This window comes from Synechococcus sp. Nb3U1 (genome assembly GCF_021533835.1).
GTDB lineage: Bacteria > Cyanobacteriota > Cyanobacteriia > Thermostichales > Thermostichaceae > Thermostichus.
In genome coordinates, this window is sequence record NZ_JAKFYQ010000001.1 from 1,622,202 (window position 1) to 1,640,741 (window position 18,540).

Sequence of the window (18,540 nt, forward strand, 5' to 3'; positions counted from 1 at the left end):
CTGGGGCTGAAGCTGTAACCCAACTTTACGAGAATGTGATTTTCCCCTAATGCGAACCCTTTTGAAAGTTTGAGCCGAGATATGAAGCGAATTTGCTTGGCCCTGTGTGCGTTGCTGCTGCTGTTGGGGATCAACAGTCGTCCGGCGGCAGCCTTCCCTTACTATGCCCAAATGGCCTACGACAACCCGCGGGAAGCGACCGGAAAAATTGTCTGTGCCAACTGCCACCTGAATGCCATGCCCACCCGGGCCGAGGTACCCCAGGCGGTTACCCCCGGTCAGGTGTTCGACATCAAAGTCGGGATCCCCTATGACCTCAGTCAGCAGCAGGTGCTGGGGGATGGCAGCAAGGGTGGGTTGAATGTCGGGGCTGTGGTGGTATTGCCGGAAGGCTTCCGCCTCGCCACCGAAGAGGAAATGACTGAAGAACAACGGCTGGAGACCGCCGAGACTTACATCACCCCCTACAGCGACGACAAGCCTCACATCCTTTTGGTGGGGCCATTGGCGGGAGAGGAACACCAAGAAATTGTTTTCCCGGTGGTTGCCCCCGATCCGACGGAGGATCCCTCGGTGGCCTTCATGAAATACAAGGTGTTTGTGGGAGCGAACCGGGGGCGCGGCCAGCTTAATCCCGATGGCAGCCTCAGCAACAACAATGTCTTCCGGGCTCCGGCAACCGGGCGTTTGGCCAGCGTTGCCCTGATCGAGTCGGATATCAGCGATCTGCCCGCTGATTTGGCCAGTTTGGTGCCGCCGGAATATGAACTGCCCGGAACCCGGGTGCTCAGCTTTGAAACCGAAAACGGGATCCAAAACCTGGTACTGCCCCCTGGGCCAGAGTTGCGGGTCAACCTCGGCGATAGCGTCAAGGAAGGGGATCCCCTCACCAATAATCCCAATGTGGGTGGCTTCGGACAAGTAGAGCGGGATCTGGTGCTGCAAAGCCCCGACCGAGTGAAGTGGTTGCTGGCTTTCCTAGCGGCGGTGTTTATCGCCCAGGTGGTGTTGGTGCTGAAGAAGAAGCAGGTGGAGCTGATCCAGGCGGCTGAGCTGCTCGGCTAAGGGATCCCATTCTCTTCTTGATGGATACATTTAATATAATAGTTGTTAATAATTTTCGCTCGGCACTCCAGATGTTTCTGGAGTGCTTTGGCTTGACCCTAATCGAGCCGCATCTCTCCCATAATCACCAGCACTGCATATCCAGCTATTTCCACACGGGATCCGAGATCTCGACCCAACAACTCACCCCCACGGGCGGAAACTTGGCGGGCTGTCAGCTCAGATCGGCCTAACCGTTTGGCCCAGTAGGGGATCAGCAGGCAATGGGCGGCTCCTGTCACCGGATCCTCCGGGATCCCCAGTTGTGGGGCAAAAAAGCGAGAGACAAAATCCTGCTCCTCTCCAGGGGCGGTCACGACCAAGCCGGTGCTGGCAAGGGCCTGAATCTTGGCCATATCGGGCTGTAGCTGCCCCACCTGCTGGGGGGAGTCTAGGACCGCCAACCCCATTCCCCCACGATACAGTTCCCGAGGAACAACCCCCAATGCCGCCGCCACACTCTCCAGGGCTTCCGGCCATGGCTCCACGGGTTGGGCGGGAAAATCCATAACCAGTCGCTCCCCCAACCGCCGCACCCGCAACAGGCCACTGCGGGTAGAAAATTCTACTGCCTCTGCTTGCGGATCCACTTGGGTTAACAGCACATGGGCACTGGCCAAGGTGGCATGACCACACAGATCTACTTCTGTGGTCGGGGTAAACCACCGCAGTCCGTAGTGTAGGATGGTTCCCTGGGATCCCTGGGGCAGCAAAAAGGCTGTTTCCGAAAGATTATTCTCTGCAGCAATCTGCTGCATGAGCGGCTCCGCCAACCCATCTTTTGTGAGCAAACAAACGGCTGCTGGGTTGCCCGCAAAGGGCTTTTGGGTAAAAGCATCAACTTGAAAGAACGGGATCCGCACACTATTCATGAAAATTCTCTTCTCTAAGTAAAAAGGCTTGCCAAGCTACGTGGAAATACAGATCTTTACCAAAAACCATAACCAAACCGAAAGGATTGTCAACGTTTTCTTACAGTGCCCCTGTGATTTCCCCAGTTTTTCTCCACAATCAGTATTGGCGAGGTGATAGTATCAATTACAACAAGCTTGTCTGCTGTCAAACGCGAAGACCGACGGGTTTCTACTGTAATCGATATAGATACTGGAACGGTTGATTTCGGTGTTTTTACTCAGCTCAAATTTTCATTCAGTTCAGTATTTTCGAAGCAAGTTCGCCTATCACCCTCACTCCGTTATTATGAAAACCCTAGCTATGTCACATGAGCATCAACCCATCCTCTCTCCATCGGCAGCATCCGCGAGAGCAGGGTTAAGTGGCGGCAACATGGTCAGAGAACTGCTCAGAATCAAGCAAGAACAACTCTCCGGCATCCTCACCGTTGAATCTTCTGACCAGATTTGGCATCTCTACCTTTACCTTGGCCGTGTGCTCTATGCCGATGGGGGGAACCACTCCGTTCGTCGTTGGCACAACAAAATTTGCGGCGTTTCTGTCCTTCCCTAGAGCAAGAGCTCGAAAGTGTTTCCAAAGAGATCTTAAAAGAGGCTTTCCCCGAAAGTGCTGGTTGCCCCCACTATCACTTCCTCTGTCTTTTGGCCAAACAAGGGATCCTGAACCGGGAACAAACCCAGACAATCATCCGAAATCTGTGTGCCGAAGTTCTTTTTGATCTTTGCTGCTCCGATCACCTCAGCTTTCGACTGGATACAACGGGATCCCTTTCTCCCCACCTGACCATCCTCAGTATTTCTGAATTGTTGGATAGCATTCATCGGGAATTATCCCTTTGGCAAACCCTGAACTTGAAGCCGGTTTATTTAGATCAAATGCCGCGGCTGGATCTCCCGGAGGTTTTGGAGAGGCAGGTATCCAAACCCATCTTTTCCCAGTGGCAGAAAATTTTTCAATCCCAACAAACCTTGCGAGAACTGGCTGGTACCCTCGGCAAGAGTCCTGCTGAAATTGGACGGTTGCTAATGCCGTTGCTGCGCCAGGGTATTGTCTCCATGCAACCAACGTCAGACATGAAATCCTCCTTCTTAGAGGAGCCTGAGAGGGAAGATCCCGCCACCAAACCATTGATCGTTTGCATTGACGACAGCGAAATTATCTGTGAGACCATCAAGCGTATCTTGATCCCGGAGGGGTACCGATTTTTGGGCATTCAGGATCCCTTGCGTGCTATTGCTCAGGTGTTGAGTCAGCCGCCAGATCTGATCCTTCTGGATTTGGTGATGCCCTCGAGCAATGGCTATGAAATCTGTGCTCAGTTGCGCAAAGTGCCGCGTTTCCGAGACACACCCATCATTATTCTGACGGGTAATGATGGCATCATCGACCGAGTGAGAGCCAAGTTGGTTGGATCTAGCCATTTTATGAACAAGCCCGTGCAAAAGGAGGAGCTTCTAGACATAGTTCGAACTTACTTGTCGGTCAAAAATGCCTTGTGAGCTCCTAGCTCAGCTCTTAGCCAGTTTAGTTGTCTACCTCAACCCTTTTCTTTCATTCAAGCGCAGGTCAATCATGTATACCATTCTCATCGTCGAAGACTCTCCCGTAGAATCCGCCATTATCAGCGAATGCTTGCAACGAGCAGGCCACTTCGTACTAAAAACCAAAAGTGCAGAAGAAGCCCTGCAAATGATTCGTCAAAAACTGCCCGATTTGATGGTGATCGATGTGGTATTACCTGGCTTGAGTGGGTTTGAACTCTGCCGCGAACTGAAGGCGGAAAAAGCGACTCAAGATATTCCTATTGTGATTTGCTCCACCAAAGGCAGCGATACCGATAAGTTTTGGGGTCGGGCTCAAGGGGCAGATGCCTATTTGGCCAAGCCCGTTAACCAAGCAGAGTTGACCCAAACGGTCGAGGATTTGCTCAGAAAGCTACCGGTTAGCCGAGGGAAATGATGCCGCCATCCTCCCCACTCAGGCCGCTGACAGAAGCGCCTCTAGGCCCGCCCGAGAGGAGGGAACTGCTGAGCCTGCGGGTGGTAGGGTAGCCCAAGCCCGAGATGGACAGGAGGCCATCGCTCAACTGGAACATCAGCAACCCGCCGATTTGATCCTCTGCGATGTGGAAATGCCCCGCATGAATGGATTCGAGTTTCTGAATCAACGGCGCAAAGTCTCCCATTTGGCTGGGATCCCAGTGGTCATGCTCACCTCTCGCAGCGGCCAAAAGCATCGTCGTCTGGCCATGCAACTGGGGGCCAATGCGTATCTGACCAAGCCCTGCCTGGAATACGAACTGCTCACCCAGGTGGAAGCCCTGCTGGCCAGCCGCTAGAGGCAAAAAGTTGCAGATTATTAAAGTTTCGCTCGCAAGGGGAGCAAACTCCTAGCGCGTTCTGTTGCCTGCTAGCCTGAGTAATGCGACGCATTGAGCCCGTTATGACTAGCACCCTTCACTCCACCTCCTTTAACACCACCCAATCCAAGCAAATTTTTGCCCAGGCCAAAACCTTGATGCCGGGAGGGGTCAGTTCACCCGTGCGGGCCTTTAAGTCGGTGGGCGGGGATCCGGTTGTCTTCGACCGCGTCTCAGGGGCCTATGCCTGGGATGTAGACGGCAACCGATACATCGACTACATCGGTAGCTGGGGACCGGCCATCGTCGGCCATGCCCACCCGGAGGTGATCGAAGCGCTACAAAAAGCCCTCGGCAAAGGCACCAGTTTTGGTGCCCCCTGTCCGCTGGAAAACCAACTGGCGGAACTGGTGATCGAGGCGGTACCCAGCGTGGAGATGGTGCGCTTTGTCAATTCGGGTACCGAGGCCTGTATGGCGGTGCTGCGCCTGATGCGAGCCTACACCGGGCGGGAAAAGGTGATCAAGTTTGAAGGCTGCTACCACGGCCATGCGGATATGTTTCTGGTAAAAGCGGGATCCGGAGTCGCCACCCTCGGCCTGCCGGACTCCCCTGGGGTACCCAAAGCAGTCACCACTGCCACCCTCACCGCACCCTACAACGATCTTGAAGCAGTCAAAGTTCTGTTTGAGCAAAATCCCGACTCGATTGCGGGAGTAATCCTGGAGCCGGTGGTGGGCAATGCCGGCTTTATCCCCCCGCAGCCGGGCTTTTTGCAAGGGTTGCGAGATCTGACCCAACGATACGGGGCGCTGCTGGTGTTTGATGAGGTGATGACGGGGTTTCGCATCAGCTATGGCGGCGTGCAGGCCAAGATGGGGGTGACCCCAGATTTAACCACCTTGGGGAAAGTCATCGGGGGCGGCTTGCCGGTGGGAGCCTACGGCGGTCGGCGCGAGATCATGGAAATGGTAGCTCCGGCGGGGCCGATGTATCAGGCCGGAACACTCTCTGGCAATCCCTTAGCCATGACGGCAGGGATCCATACACTGCAAATTCTGCGTCGTCCCGGCACCTACGAGTACCTGGAGCAGATGACCGAGAAGCTGGCCAATGGACTATTACAGGTAGCCCAAGAAACCGGGCATGCGGCCTGTGGTGGCTATTTGCCGGGCATGTTTGGTCTGTTTTTCACCGCTGGGCCAGTTCGCAACTATGAAGAGGCCAAAGCCTCGGATCTGCAAAAGTTTGCCCGCTTCCATCGCGGCATGTTAGAGCAGGGGATCTATCTGGCTCCTTCTCAATTTGAGGCGGGCTTTACCTCCCTAGCCCATACAGAGGCGGATGTGGAGCAGACCTTGGCGGCAGCGCGGCAAGTGTTGAGCACGTTGTAGCTGGAACCCAGGATAGAAAGGGATCCCTGAGAATAGAGCACCCCTAGTTCCTCATGTAGCAGTTGCGAGCATAGTCTCTGTTGCCCAAAACTGGAGGGGGATCCGTAGGCTGGCGTACAATTTGGCAAGAATCCTTGAGTGGCCATGATGATCCCTGCTGCTGGATCCCCTGACTCTTCTGCTCCCGTCTGGCACACCCTCACCCTGGCTACTACCGCCCAGAAGCTACAGACTGATCCCGATCGCGGCCTTACCGCCCAGCAGGTGGCCCAACGACAGCAGGAATATGGCCCCAACGAGCTGATCGCCACTTCCGGGCGCAGTCGCTGGCAGGTGTTGCTTGACCAGTTCACCAACATCATGCTGCTGATGCTGATCGCGGTGGCAGCAGTTTCAGCGGCTTTGGCTTTAGAGGAAGGGGAATTTCCGAAAGATGCCTTGGCCATCCTGCTGATTGTCGGGTTGAATGGCGGGCTGGGCTACCTGCAAGAAAGTCGGGCGGAAAAGGCACTGGCGGCCCTAAAAAAATTGGCCTCCCCCACAGTGCGGGTGGAACGAGATGGCCTTTGGCAGGAGATTCCCGCCGGCAAGTTGGTACCCGGGGATCGGGTGCTGCTAGAGGCTGGGGTACAAATCCCAGCGGATGGACGGTTGGCGGAAGCCGTGAATTTGCAGGTGCGCGAAGCTGCCTTGACCGGAGAAGCGGTGTCAGTGGTGAAACAGGCGGACTGTGTGCTCCCAGCCGACACTGAATTGGGGGAACGGCGCAACATGGCCTTTATGGGCACGGAGGTGGTTCAGGGGCGCGGGATCCTCTTGGTTACCAGTACCGGCATGCGCACGGAGTTGGGCAAAGTAGCAACCCTGCTGCAATCGGTGGAGAGCGAGCCGACGCCGCTACAACGGCGTATGAGCCAACTGGGCAATGTGTTGGTGTTTGGCTCCTTGGCCTTGGTGGTAGTGGTGGTGGTGGTGGGCTTACTGCAGGCCGGGACTATGGCCCCCTTTACCTCGCTGCTGGAAACCTCCTTGAGTATGGCGGTGGCAGTGGTGCCGGAGGGGTTGCCCGCTGTGATCACCGTAACCCTGGCCATTGGTACTCAACGCATGGTGCGGCGACATGCCTTGATTCGACGCTTGCCTGCAGTGGAAACCCTGGGATCCGTAACCACCATCTGCTCCGACAAAACCGGTACCCTTACCGAAAACAAAATGGTGGTCACCGATATTGTTACGGCCAGCCGTCATTACTACGTCACCGGGACAGGCTACATCCCCCAGGGATCCTTTTACTGCACGGGCGAACCGGTTGACCTTCAAAGAGCTCCGGATTTGCTGGCGGTGTTGCGGGCAACCGTGTTCTGTAACGATGCCCTGTTGCAGGCCAACATCCAGCCGGCTAGGGTGCGCAACCCCCGCTCTGGAGTGTCCTCCTCACCCCCTAGCTGGTCGATCTTGGGGGATCCGACGGAAGCAGCGCTGCTGGTGGCCGCAGCTAAAGCCAATCTGCACAAAGCCTCTTTACAAGAGCAATGCCCACGGGTACAAGAGCTGCCCTTCAGCTCGGAGCGCAAGCGCATGAGTGTGGTGATTCAGGAGAGTAATAGCTACCGCGTTTACGTTAAGGGATCCCCGGAACTGGTGCTGGAGCGGTGTGATCGCATTCAAAATGCTGAAGGTTGGCATTGGCTTTCAGAAAAGGCTCGCCAGGATATTCTCGATACCAACAATCAAATGGCGGCCCAGGGCACACGGGTTTTGGGGGTAGCCACCTTGGATCTGGAAGGGATCCCGAGCAATCTGGAGGAAGTGGAGCAAAATCTAATCTGGCTGGGATTGGTGGGCATGCACGATGCCCCTCGACCAGAAGCGCGCGAGGCGGTGGCTCGCTGTCATGAGGCCGGGATCCGCACCCTGATGATCACTGGTGATCACCAACTGACTGCCGTAGCGATTGCCCGCGATCTGGGCATCATCGGGCCAGAAGACCGGGCAGTGGATGGGCGAACTCTCTCCCGTCTGAGTGCCGATGAGCTGCTACAAACGGTGCAAACAGTCAATGTCTATGCCCGTGTAGCTCCCGAACATAAACTGCGCATTGTCCAAGCCCTGCAAAAGCAACACCAATTTGTGGCCATGACTGGCGATGGGGTAAATGATGCCCCAGCTCTGCGCCAGGCAGATATTGGCATTGCCATGGGCATTACGGGCACCGACGTGAGCAAAGAAGCCAGCGATATGGTTTTGCTGGATGACAATTTTGCCACCATTGTTGCTGCTATCGAAGAAGGGCGAGTTGTTTACAGCAATATCCGCCGCTTCGTGAAATATATTTTGGGCAGCAACATTGGTGAGGTACTCACGGTAGCCGCTGCCCCGATTTTGGGTTTGGAGGATGTCCCCCTTTCGCCGCTGCAAATTCTGTGGATGAACCTGGTCACCGATGGCCTGCCCGCTCTGGCTTTGGCCCTAGAACCTGCCGAGCCGGGGGTGATGCAACGAGCTCCCTTCAACCCAAAGGAGAGCATTTTTGCGCGGGGGCTAGGAGCCTACATGGTGCGTATTGGTGTTGTCTTTGCCATCACCACGATCACCATGATGCTAATTGTGGAGAACTCCATCCCCCATTGGCGCACGATGGTGTTTACCACGTTGTGTGTGGCCCAAATGGGCCATGCGGTGTCCGTGCGTTCTAACAAAAAATTGATTATCGAAACCAACCCCCTTTCCAACCCCTACCTCTTCTGGGCTGTTCTGGCCACGCTTCTACTGCAATTTGCCTTGCTTTATGTGCCCTTCCTGCGCAGCTTCTTTGGTACTGAAGAATTGACCCGCAGCGAACTTTGGATCTGCATAGGCTTCAGTACCTTAGTCATGGTTTGGGTGGAATTAGAAAAGCTCTACTCTCGCTGGCGCAAGGGATCCCAGCCCCCGCCCTCAGAGCCTGCGGCCACAACCTAATGATCTACAGACAGCTTGTCGGAAATAAGCCCGATTGATACCGCCACTCTCAAGGCCCTGAAAACGGTGATGGGCCTGAAGGATCAAGCAGTTCTACAAAGCCTGATCAAAAGGAAGGGACAGACCCGGATGGGATCCCTGCAAGCGGCCCTGACCCAGCGAGCTCCTGAGGCTCTGTTCCGTCTGGCGCATCGGTTCAAAGGCAGCAGCAGCATCCTGGGAGTGGGGGAGCGAAAGGATTGGCCCAGCTCTGCCAAGAGATAGAGGCACTGACCCGCACAGAATCGATAGACTGGGATCACCTACCATCACTGTTAAACCCACTACAAAACCCACTACAAGCTGAAGACCAGCGCGTTACTCTTAGCCTGGCTTGTCCATACTGAACCAATCATTTCATTCCCTCCCTATGCCGACCCCTGATCCGCTGAATCTTTGTCCTGTCATTTCAGCTGTTAACCCAGAGGTACCCCAGATGGAGCCCTGCACAGATTCAGCCCCTGCTGCTAGGGATCCCCTAATGCACACCATCAATTTGACTGTAGATCCTGGCCCATCCTCGGGCTTGGGTGAGACCTTCTCTGTCCAGACCCAGCCATTGCTGTTGATTGCCGACGATGACCCTAGCCAACGGCTGTTGATCCGCCATGTCATGAGCAAAGAGGGCTATAGGATGATCGAGGCCAGCAATGGGGAGAGCTGTTTGGAGACTTTTACTGCCCGGCTGCCGGATATAGTGTTGCTAGATGCGGTTATGCCGCAGTTGGATGGGTTTGAGTGTTGCCGTCGTCTCCGTGCTCAAAACCCAGATTTGCCGGTTCTGATGGTGACTGCTCTCGATGATGAAACCTCTGTAGCCGAGGCCTTTGCTGCAGGCGCCACCGACTATATCCCCAAACCCATTTACTGGCCGGTGTTGAAGCAACGCATTCGTTATTTGCTTGAAGTTAGCCGTGCCCATCATCACTTACGGAAACTCAACCAAGCCCTGGAAGAAAAAGTCAAGGAGCGCACTGCCTAGTTGGCCTGCCAAGTGGAGGGTCTGCAACAACTGCATCGCCTCAAGGATGACTTTCTGGCTACCGTCTCCCACGAGCTGCGCACCCCCCTGACCAAGGTGGAACTGGCGCTACAACTTTTGGGCCGCACACCCCTAAACGAGAAACAACAGCAATACCACCGCATTGCTCTAGAGGAATGCCATGTTGAGATCAGCTTGATCAATAAATTGCTGGATTTGCAACGTCTAGAAACCAAGGATCTGGCGGCTTCTGTCTCCGCCATTGATCTGAACGATTTTTGGGTGAGCCTGCTTGCCTCAGTACAGGAGCGGACACAGGCGCAACACCTAACCCTAAAGATCACCAATCCGCCGCCTGCAGCGGTGATTCGTACTCATTTGCAGCACCTCAGCCAGATTTTGCAGGAACTCCTAGAGAATGCCTGCAAATTTACCCAGCCGGGGGGAACGATTTGCCTAGAGATTCAGCCGGTTCCAGCAGGGTTTGAGTTCAAGGTCGGGAACACCGCCCAAATCGAGGCTGACCAGTTGCCTCGCCTGTTTGATCGCTTTTATCGAATCTCCTCTGCGGATCCCTGGGCCCAACAGGGGAGTGGCTTGGGGTTGGCTTTGGTGAAGCAGTGGGTGGAGTATCTACAGGGGCAGATCCGGGTCACCAGCCAAGCGGAATGGACGTGGTTTATCCTCAGGCTGCCAGACCTAAAGTGACCCGCTCCCAACTCCTCAACTCACCTCAACCCCCTTTCCAGTTCTTTCAGAGGCAGGGATGAAGGGGGATTTCGACTAGGGTTAGCTTCAGTGGCTGGCAACAGCAGCGGTTTCGGAAGTCGCAAAAGAGGTACCACAACCACAACTGGCGACGGCATTGGGATTCTTGAAGCGGAAGCCGCCCCCCAGCAAATCCTCAGAAAAATCGATGGTGATACCGCTGATCAGGGTCATGCTCAAGGGATCCACTGCCACCCGGATGCCATCAAAATCAAAGGTTTGATCGTCGGGATTGGAATGAGGCTCAAAGTTCATCACATAAGAAAGGCCAGAACAGCCACTGGGTTTCACCCCCAAGCGCAAAATCGGCTCGGATCCCTCTTTTTCGTACTTGCTGCGCAGGCGCTTCAATTCTTGTACGGCGCTATCGGTAACGGTGATCATGGCGGGAAAGCTCACATCTTACCTTTCATCCTATCAGGGGTTTTGGGCAGCCCTCAGATTCCGCTTGCCTGATCCTGGCTGTTGATAAGCTAGGAATCCCCATTCTTAATGTTTGCCCCCGTGACGGATCCCAACGCCATTCGGGTTACCTTTTTGGGCACCAGCTCCGGCTTGCCCACCCGTCAACGCAATGTCTCCGGGATTGCGGTGCAGTTTCCACAGCGGTCGGAATGGTGGCTGTTCGATTGTGGAGAGGGCACTCAGCACCAGTTGTTGCGCCTAGACGAGTTGCGCCCCAGCCAACTGCGCCGCATTTTCATCACCCACATGCACGGCGATCACATTTACGGTCTGCCGGGGTTGTTGGCCTCCTGTGGCCTGGGCAGTACCCCCGAACGCATCGATGCCTATGGCCCACCCGGCTTGGAAGATTATCTCAAGGCAGTGCTGCGCTACAGCGAAACGCGGATCCCCTATCCGTTCCACATTCACACTGTAGAAACTGGGCTGATCCTACAAGAACCAGAATACTCAGTCTTCTGTGCACCGTTGGATCACCGGGTGCCGGCCTTTGGCTATCGGGTAGTGGAACAGGATCGGCCCGGCAGTTTCGATGTTGCTAAAGCACAAGCGGACGGGATCCCTTTCGGCCCCCTGTACGGGCAACTGAAGGCCGGCCAATCCATCACCTGGCAAGGCCAATCCTTCCATGGCCGTGATTATGTCGGGGAGCCGATTCCGGGTCGCAAGTTCTCCTACTGTACCGACACGAGCTTTTGTCGCAATGCCGTGGATCTGTCTCGGGCTGCCGATTTGGTAATTCATGAGGCCACCTACGCCGAAGCCGATCGGGAACTGGCCCGTCGCGCCAAACACTCTACAGCTGCTATGGCAGCCCAGGTGGCAGCCGAGGCCAAAGCTCAAGCCCTGATGCTCACCCACTTCAGCCCCCGCTATCATCCAGAGGCCTCGATTACATTGGCAGATCTGCTGGCGGAGGCCCAGGCGATTTTCCCGAATACGCTGTTGGCCTACGACCGCCTCACCTACGAAATCCCCCGTCGGATCCCAGCTCCTCTCTCTGTAGGCCTGCCTCGCTAGAATAGTAGGACTGACTGTCTACACCAGCGATGACGGATCCCAGACCTTATCCCGAACGACCCAAATTTCCAGAACGGCCCAAAACCGATCAGCTGGATCAGCGCTCCAGCGAGTGGCAAACCTTGAGCGCCCTCCCGACCCCTGCCCCTCTGCGCCCCGTGGAGACCGAACGACCAGCCCCGCAAACTGCCACAGCTCCGCAGACTGCTCCGGTAGAGACGATCCCGAAATTGGCCTCCTGGCGCAAACGGATTGGTGCTTTTGCCCTGGATTTTGGGGTGGGTTTGGGAGCTTCCTACCTGGCTCAGGGCCTGGCATCACTGTTTGGAGCCAATGCTGGGGCGGTGGATATGACCGGCTACGTGGCCTTCTTTGCCGTTTGGCTGGTGAACCGAGGTTATTTTCAATCCCGGCCTGAAGGACAAAGCCTCGGCAAGTGGTTGCTGAACATCAAAACCCTGGATCCGGAAACCGAGACCTCGCCGCACCTGATCCGCTCGCTGGCCCGCGAGAGTGTCCTATCGCTGTTTCTGCTCACCGAAGCCCTGTTGGTACCGCTGGCTGCCGATGGTCTGTTTGCTGCTTTCGATAAAGAAAAACGCCAAACCATTCACGATCGCGCTGGGCGCACCTTGGTGGTGGAAGCGGAGCAGGGCTACCACCTGGATGAAAAGGCGATGCAGTTTTTGCAGGGGATCCTAGAGGGAGATGCTGCCGAAGATGTGAAATCTGCTGCCCGTGACCTATTGAGCCAAGCCCAACGCAACGATACCGTGCGCGATCTCTCCAAACAGGTGCAGCGTCTGGGCAAAGATATGGATCAAAATACCCGCAGTCTACGGCAACAAACTGGCAAACAGGTGAAAAACTGGGTTGATTCTGTCAAAGAAAAGTTAGATAATTGGTGATTGCGCTTGCAATTGCGTTTGTAATTATGAACGCTCGGTTGCGGCCCGAAGTTCGGGTAGCTTCTGAGTCTTGCTAGCCTCTCACCTCAGTCTGGGATCCGTCATGGCCAAAGCAAAAGGTGTCCGCATCATCATTAACCTAGAGTGTACGGAGTGCCGTACCAACGCTGACAAACGTTCTCCGGGTGTAAACCGCTACACCGCCACCAAAAATCGCCGCAACACCACGGCCCGCTTGGAGCTGAAGAAATTCTGCCCCCACTGCAACCGTCACACCATCCACAAAGAGATCAAGTAGTTCCTTTTATCCCTGCTGCCCTATGGTTTATTCCCGCCGCCGCATGTCTCCCATCAAGCCTGGAGATCCGATCAAGTTCACGGATATTGAACTCCTCAAAAAATTTGTGACCGAACGTGGTAAAATCCTGCCCCGCCGCATTACCGGCCTTACCGCCAAGCAGCAACGGGATCTAACCGTGGCGATCAAACGGGCACGGATTATGGGTCTGCTTTACTTCGTCAACAAAGAGGGATAACCCTCCGCGCTTCTTCTGTTCTGGGATCCCTTCCCATGAGCCTGACTCTCTCGCCAGAACTGCAAGCCCGACTGGCCCAACCGCTAGATATTGGTGGGGTAAAGGTGGATAGCCGCGTGTTTCAGGCACCGTTGTCGGGGGTGACGGATAAGGTTTTTCGAGGCTTGGTGCGTCGTTTGGCCCCCGAGAGCGTGGTTTACACCGAAATGGTGAATGCGACAGGGTTGCACTACGCCCGCGATTTGCCCCGCATCATGGAAGTGGGGGAGGGGGAGGCTCCGATCGGCATTCAACTGTTTGACTGTCGACCTCACTTTTTGGCGGAAGCGGCCCGCATGGCGGTAGACGAAGGGGCAACCATCGTCGATATCAACATGGGCTGCCCGGTGAACAAGATCACCAAAAATGGCGGTGGCTCTTCGTTGTTAAAGGATCCGGACATGGCTGCCCGCATTGTGGAGGCGGTGGTGGCGGCGGTAAATGTGCCCGTCACGGTCAAAACTCGCTTGGGCTGGTCGGATCAAGAGATTACGATTTTGGATTTTGCCCATCGTTTGCAGGAGGCAGGAGCCCAGCTGCTGACCTTGCATGGTCGTACCCGCGCCCAAGGTTTTAACGGAACTGCCCGTTGGGACTGGATCCGCCGAGTGAAGCAACACCTGCACGTTCCGGTGATCGCCAATGGAGATATTTTCTCGGCGGCAGCAGCGGTGAAATGCCTCGAGGAAACCGGAGCGGATGGGGTGATGTGCTCACGCGGCACCATGGGTTACCCCTTTTTGGTGGGGGAAGTGGATCACTTCCTCAAAACTGGGCAAGAAAAGCCAGCCCCAACTCCCCTGGATCGCATTCAAATGGCTTTAGAACACCTGCGCGGCCTCTGGGAATATAAGGGAGAACGCGGGATCCGCCAGGCCCGTAAGCACATGACCTGGTATATCAAGGACTTTGCCGGGGCCTCCCAATTTCGCGCCCTGTTGTGCCGCATTGAAACCTTGCAAGAAGGGGAAGCTCTACTGCTGCAAGCCATGGAACGCTGCCAAGAGGGATCCCAGGGTAACAAGGATAACCAGGATACAGCCTTTTCCAGCGTTACCTGATATAGGAGAATATAGCAGATTCAGCTCAATCCCTTGCTCCATAAGGTTTTTTGCCTAGCTCAAGAGCCTGTGTAAAGTCGGAAAAGGCTGTAATACTGATCCTGTTCTGGATCTGCTCTCTTCTGAATCTCTGCCAAAGTTGCCTGAAGGATCCCGTAGTTGTGGATCTCAAGATTTGACTGCACCTCATTGAGACTCAAGACTCATGAGGACTGGAAGACCGAGAAACACTGTAAGTGCGTCCTCGCCAAGACCGGGGCCGACTGAGAGCAGACAGAACAATCCTTAACACTGCCAAGGGATCCGCCAGAGGGGAAAGCCAGAACGTCCAGGGGGGATCCTGATAAGAACCCCGAATGCCCGCAAGCAACCTAAACCGGAAGGCGATCAGCCCCAGGTTCAACCCCAGCAACAACGACTCCGTTAGGGAGAAGGGAAGCCCTATCCCGGCTGCGCCCAATAACCCCAAAACTGTTACCCAAGGGATCCCTTGCGTAAGAACCAGCAGAACCACATCTCCCCACAACTGTGGGGCTGGGGTCGCATCTTTCAAATCCAGCGAACGACCCCATTCCCTCCAGGTTTCCCTGAAAGAAGTATACATGCGCACCTTGAGCAAATGCCGACCATCCCAAAAGCCCACTTTGAAGCCCGCTACCGCGATCTGCCGGACCAAGGTCACATCATCACAAAACGAGGCCCGTGCCACTGTGTAGCCGTCCATAGATTCCAGTACCGACCGCCGCACCAGCATACATTGCCCATTAGCCATCGTCCGTTCCGGGAGAGTGGCGGGATCCCCTGCTGCCCCGTAGCGATAAATCAGGGTGACCAAAAGAGCCGGTTGCAGCCAGCCTTCTCCCCAGTGCTGCAAGATAAACTGCGGTGCCAAGGTGATTAGGTCAAACCCTTGGTTTTGAGCGGTTTCCAGCAAGCGCTCCACCAACCCTGGCTGCGGGCGGGTATCGGCATCGATGCCCAAGATCCACTCAGAAGTGGGATCCGACTTGAGAAACCCGTAGTGCAAGGCCCAGGGGCGACCCACCCATCCCGTTGGCAAAGGATCATCCGTGACCAGCCGAAAGCGGGGATCCCGTGTGGCCATCGCCCAAACCTTCTCCGGGGTTCCATCTTGAGAGCGGCTATCCACCACCAGCACCTCCCGCAGAGCGGATCCCTGAGCATGCAGACCCTGTAAACAGGGATCGATCCGCTCCGCTTCATTCAAGGTGGGCACGATCACGCTTACCGAGCCGGGCAGAGCGGGAAAATCGGGTGGATCCGCTGGCAAAGGGGCAGGCCGACGCAACGAGGGTAATAGGCGGGCCAACAAAACCAACACCATCGGCACCTGCAACACCAGCACAGTCAGGGCCAGCGCATCGAATGTCCAACCAGGGATCCCGTTCATAATCTTCTCCGAGAAACCGCATCCCCTTGTGGGTGCGGTTGTTGACATCGATTTACTCCTGCAGCCCTTACACGGGTTTTCTACAACCGTGTCCTCCTCCAGAACCAAGAGCTCCTCAGGCTAACACGGACAACTCATATCCCCAATAAACAGGAGAGCATCCCCCAAAACAGGCCACCCCCCGGTACAACAAACAGCCAACCTTGGCCCAGGTAGTGGGATCCGAGCCGATCGGAAAGCAACTCCGGCTGTAGCACTGTACCCTGTTTTGCCTGCCGACCCTGTCCCCATGCCTAGAGGGGATCACCAGGCTGCAAAACCTGCTCCTAGGTGATCAGGCTGCGCCGACTCAAAAAGACTTGCTGCTTTTCCCACCGTGATATTCCCGCATTTATACTCGCCAACAGGGGGTCTGGTCTGAAAATCGGGATCCCATCGCGTAAGGCGGTCAAGGCCAACCAGGGACTGGTGAGACTCACAGCTCTAATGGTATGCTAGATCTCCGCTACAGTTTCTCTTTCCAGCCATGCCACGCATCAAATCTGCCATTAAGCGCGTTCAGATCGCAGAGCGTAATCGGTTGCGCAACAAGGCCACCAAGGCAACGGTGCGCGGTCTGATGAAGAAAGTGCTCTCTCTGTCGGATGCCTACGCCGCCAACCAACAGCAAGAAACTCTGCAAGAAATTCAATCAGCCATGAGCGCGGCCTTCAGCCGCATCGACAAAGCGGCTAAAACCGGCGTGTTGCACAAGAACACGGCGGCCCGTCGTAAGGCTCGCCTGGCCCGGGTGGTGAAATTGGCCACGGCCTCCGCAGGAGCTTCTTAGACCTAAGCCTTTGCTCAACGACCCTGTAAGGTTTTGGGAATTGCTGAGAAGGCCGATATTAGCCGACATTACAGGTGGCGAAGCCCGGCCATAAGGCCCTGACACACCCCGACAAGAAAGTCTCGATCCAGGGTTTTTAGGCTGTCGCTGAGCTTGTGGTAGTGGGGGTTGCGCAGATCGGCGGTATCGGTGACCAAAACGGCTCGATAGCCCTCATCCCAGAAGGGAGCGTGATCGCTGCGCCGAGTACTGGGAACCATCCACCCTCGCTGCCCGACAGGCAGCCACTGGCAAGGGATCCCGACTTTGTTCATGCTCCTTTGAAGGCGCAGCAAATCCGGCAGTGTCAACCAGTTGCCGATCAGACCGATGTAATCCCCCCGATCTGGGTAGAACCGCTCCAGTCCGGCAGGGTAGCGTTGTGAACCTGCCGTTGGATCCCGGTAGCCCACCATCTCCAACGACAGCATCAGCCGCAGGGGCTGCCCTTGCCGTTTGAGAAATTGTGCGTAGGCGGTACTGCCCACCAGACCGCGTTCCTCCAGATCAAAGGCCACCAGCCAAAGGGGGGAACAGGGGGGATCCTGGGCAAAATCTCGGGCCAGCTCCAGCAAAACTGCTACACCACTGGCATTGTCATCCGCTCCGGGAGATTCTGGCACCGCATCAAAATGTGCCCCGATCAGAATCGGATCCCGTCTTGGGTTGGATCCCGGCAATTTCAAGATCCAATTGCCATGAGTGCGACGAAAGTACTCAAACCGAAATTCTTCTAGGGATCCCCACTGAGACAACTGTTCCTCGACATACTGCTCCACCTGACGATGGCCCAAAGGCGACCAATCGGGATCCCGCGGACGAGCCACTTGCTCCAAATGGCCTTCTAGGCGATGTTTGAGCGCCTCAACCTCTGTCATCCCCTAGCTCACAGGTTTGGAATTGGGGTTGAAAAACTGGGCATGCACTTGTTGGGCCAGCTCTAGGGTGAAATAGCGATGGGATCCCGCCGTTCCCCTTAACACCTGAAAGGGCTCCCCCGGTTCACCAAGATGATCCAGCACCAGAGCCGCCCCGGAAAACACCTGCGCTTGGGTATAGCCATTTACCGTCACCACGGTTGGGATCCCAGCCTGTTGAGCAGAAAGTAGCCCATTGTGGGAGTCTTCAAAAGCTAGACAATCCTGTGGGCGCAGGCCCATAGTTTCCAGGGTGTAGTGATAAATATCCGGGGCAGGCTTCTTGGCGGGAACGATATCTCCGGCGGCAATCACCTCAAACCACTGCAAGCTCTCCGGTAGGGTGTGCTCTAGCAAGGCCGTGACATTTTCAGGGGTGGTGGTGGTGGCAATGGCCAACCGGATCCCGGCGGTTTTCGCCTCCTGTAAAAAGCGCTTGACCCCAGTTCGCAAGGGGATCCCACCCTGGGCCAATAGAGCGGTGTAGTGGCGGGTTTTAGCCTTATGCAGCCGGGCAATTAGGTCTGTCAAGTCTGACCCTTGCGGGAGCGGAGGGTGTTCCGTGTCGATGAAGTGGCGGATCCGCTCTTTGCCCCCGGTCACAGCCAGCAACTGGCCGTACAGTTCCACCGACCACTGCCAATCTAGGCCTGCCTCCGTGAAAGCCGCATTAAAGGCGACACGATGGCCATCTCGCTCCGTATCCGCCAGAGTACCGTCCACATCGAAGATCAAAGCTTGCAGTTGCATCGGCCAACGATCCAAAAGGGCGACCCCATGTTACCGCAGCTGG

At 55.7% G+C, this 18,540-nt stretch carries 21 protein-coding genes; 16 read left to right on the plus strand and 5 right to left on the minus strand.

Annotated features, from left to right (window positions below; genetic code table 11):
* Nucleotides 1–81 precede the first annotated feature (81 nt).
* Entirely contained in the window at nt 82–1,065 is a 984-nt protein-coding gene (locus tag L1047_RS07590; protein WP_235278283.1) for an apocytochrome f, read from the plus strand.
* A 98-nt stretch (nt 1,066–1,163) separates the two neighbouring features.
* Here L1047_RS07590 and L1047_RS07595 read toward each other — a convergent pair whose 3' ends face one another.
* Nucleotides 1,164–1,976: a PhzF family phenazine biosynthesis protein gene (locus L1047_RS07595; protein WP_268836191.1), complete on the minus strand. Its 813-nt coding sequence runs from the start codon at nt 1,974–1,976 to the stop codon at nt 1,164–1,166.
* A gap of 343 nt (nt 1,977–2,319) precedes the next feature.
* On the opposite strand from L1047_RS07595, the gene L1047_RS07600 reads away from it, so the two are divergent.
* From L1047_RS07600 to L1047_RS07640, 9 genes are all read left to right on the plus strand, one after another.
* Entirely contained in the window at nt 2,320–2,571 is a 252-nt protein-coding gene (locus tag L1047_RS07600) for a DUF4388 domain-containing protein (RefSeq protein ID WP_235278284.1), read from the plus strand.
* A complete protein-coding gene (locus L1047_RS07605) occupies nt 2,547–3,518 on the plus strand; it encodes a response regulator (protein WP_235278285.1) in 972 nt (323 codons plus the stop codon). The genes L1047_RS07600 and L1047_RS07605 overlap by 25 nt, the downstream gene beginning before the upstream one ends.
* 73 nt (nt 3,519–3,591) lie before the next feature.
* Entirely contained in the window at nt 3,592–3,978 is a 387-nt protein-coding gene (locus L1047_RS07610) for a response regulator transcription factor (RefSeq protein ID WP_235278286.1), read from the plus strand.
* A 7-nt stretch (nt 3,979–3,985) separates the two neighbouring features.
* A complete protein-coding gene (locus tag L1047_RS07615; protein ID WP_328286060.1) occupies nt 3,986–4,357 on the plus strand; it encodes a response regulator in 372 nt (123 codons plus the stop codon).
* Between the two features lie 104 nt (nt 4,358–4,461).
* Nucleotides 4,462–5,772, plus strand: a complete 1,311-nt coding sequence (gene hemL, locus L1047_RS07620) for a glutamate-1-semialdehyde 2,1-aminomutase (protein ID WP_235278287.1) — start codon at nt 4,462–4,464, stop codon at nt 5,770–5,772.
* Nucleotides 5,773–5,916: 144 nt separating this feature from the next.
* Nucleotides 5,917–8,733 carry a cation-translocating P-type ATPase gene (locus L1047_RS07625; protein ID WP_443081686.1) on the plus strand — a complete coding sequence of 939 codons (2,817 nt, stop codon included), beginning with the start codon at nt 5,917–5,919 and terminating at the stop codon, nt 8,731–8,733.
* A gap of 15 nt (nt 8,734–8,748) precedes the next feature.
* Nucleotides 8,749–8,997, plus strand: coding sequence for an Hpt domain-containing protein (locus L1047_RS07630; protein ID WP_235278288.1), 249 nt, complete (start codon nt 8,749–8,751; stop codon nt 8,995–8,997).
* Nucleotides 8,998–9,253: 256 nt separating this feature from the next.
* Entirely contained in the window at nt 9,254–9,754 is a 501-nt protein-coding gene (locus L1047_RS07635) for a response regulator (protein ID WP_235278289.1), read from the plus strand.
* A complete protein-coding gene (locus L1047_RS07640) occupies nt 9,755–10,462 on the plus strand; it encodes a sensor histidine kinase (protein WP_235278290.1) in 708 nt (235 codons plus the stop codon).
* An 87-nt stretch (nt 10,463–10,549) separates the two neighbouring features.
* Here the strand turns inward: L1047_RS07640 and L1047_RS07645 are convergent, their stop codons facing one another.
* The gene (locus L1047_RS07645; protein ID WP_328286039.1) at nt 10,550–10,921 is read right to left on the minus strand and encodes a HesB/IscA family protein; all 372 of its coding nucleotides are present in this window, start codon (nt 10,919–10,921) and stop codon (nt 10,550–10,552) included.
* A 123-nt stretch (nt 10,922–11,044) separates the two neighbouring features.
* Between L1047_RS07645 and rnz the strand changes: the two genes are divergently transcribed.
* The 5 genes from rnz (at nt 11,045) to dusB (ending at nt 14,551) form a co-directional block, all read left to right on the plus strand.
* On the plus strand, nt 11,045–12,007 hold the full coding sequence (gene rnz, locus L1047_RS07650) for a ribonuclease Z (RefSeq protein WP_235278896.1): 963 nt from the start codon (nt 11,045–11,047) through the stop codon (nt 12,005–12,007).
* Nucleotides 12,008–12,036: 29 nt separating this feature from the next.
* Nucleotides 12,037–12,915: an RDD family protein gene (locus L1047_RS07655; RefSeq protein ID WP_235278291.1), complete on the plus strand. Its 879-nt coding sequence runs from the start codon at nt 12,037–12,039 to the stop codon at nt 12,913–12,915.
* Nucleotides 12,916–13,018: 103 nt separating this feature from the next.
* Nucleotides 13,019–13,213 carry a 50S ribosomal protein L33 gene (rpmG, locus tag L1047_RS07660; protein ID WP_235278292.1) on the plus strand — a complete coding sequence of 65 codons (195 nt, stop codon included), beginning with the start codon at nt 13,019–13,021 and terminating at the stop codon, nt 13,211–13,213.
* A 22-nt stretch (nt 13,214–13,235) separates the two neighbouring features.
* Nucleotides 13,236–13,451, plus strand: coding sequence for a 30S ribosomal protein S18 (gene rpsR / locus L1047_RS07665; protein ID WP_235278293.1), 216 nt, complete (start codon nt 13,236–13,238; stop codon nt 13,449–13,451).
* A gap of 35 nt (nt 13,452–13,486) precedes the next feature.
* Nucleotides 13,487–14,551, plus strand: coding sequence for a tRNA dihydrouridine synthase DusB (gene dusB, locus L1047_RS07670; protein ID WP_235278294.1), 1,065 nt, complete (start codon nt 13,487–13,489; stop codon nt 14,549–14,551).
* 196 nt (nt 14,552–14,747) lie between these two features.
* On the opposite strand, the gene L1047_RS07675 is transcribed toward dusB, so the two are convergent.
* Complete coding sequence (locus tag L1047_RS07675; protein ID WP_235278295.1) at nt 14,748–15,962, minus strand: glycosyltransferase; 1,215 nt, start codon at nt 15,960–15,962, stop codon at nt 14,748–14,750.
* A 526-nt stretch (nt 15,963–16,488) separates the two neighbouring features.
* On the opposite strand from L1047_RS07675, the gene rpsT reads away from it, so the two are divergent.
* On the plus strand, nt 16,489–16,791 hold the full coding sequence (rpsT, locus tag L1047_RS07680; protein ID WP_235278296.1) for a 30S ribosomal protein S20: 303 nt from the start codon (nt 16,489–16,491) through the stop codon (nt 16,789–16,791).
* 68 nt (nt 16,792–16,859) lie between these two features.
* On the opposite strand, the gene L1047_RS07685 is transcribed toward rpsT, so the two are convergent.
* Together L1047_RS07685 and L1047_RS07690 are read right to left on the minus strand one after the other, a co-directional pair.
* The gene (locus L1047_RS07685; RefSeq protein ID WP_235278297.1) at nt 16,860–17,708 is read right to left on the minus strand and encodes a M28 family peptidase; all 849 of its coding nucleotides are present in this window, start codon (nt 17,706–17,708) and stop codon (nt 16,860–16,862) included.
* Between the two features lie 3 nt (nt 17,709–17,711).
* The gene (locus L1047_RS07690) at nt 17,712–18,497 is read right to left on the minus strand and encodes an HAD family hydrolase (RefSeq protein WP_235278298.1); all 786 of its coding nucleotides are present in this window, start codon (nt 18,495–18,497) and stop codon (nt 17,712–17,714) included.
* Nucleotides 18,498–18,540 lie beyond the last annotated feature (43 nt).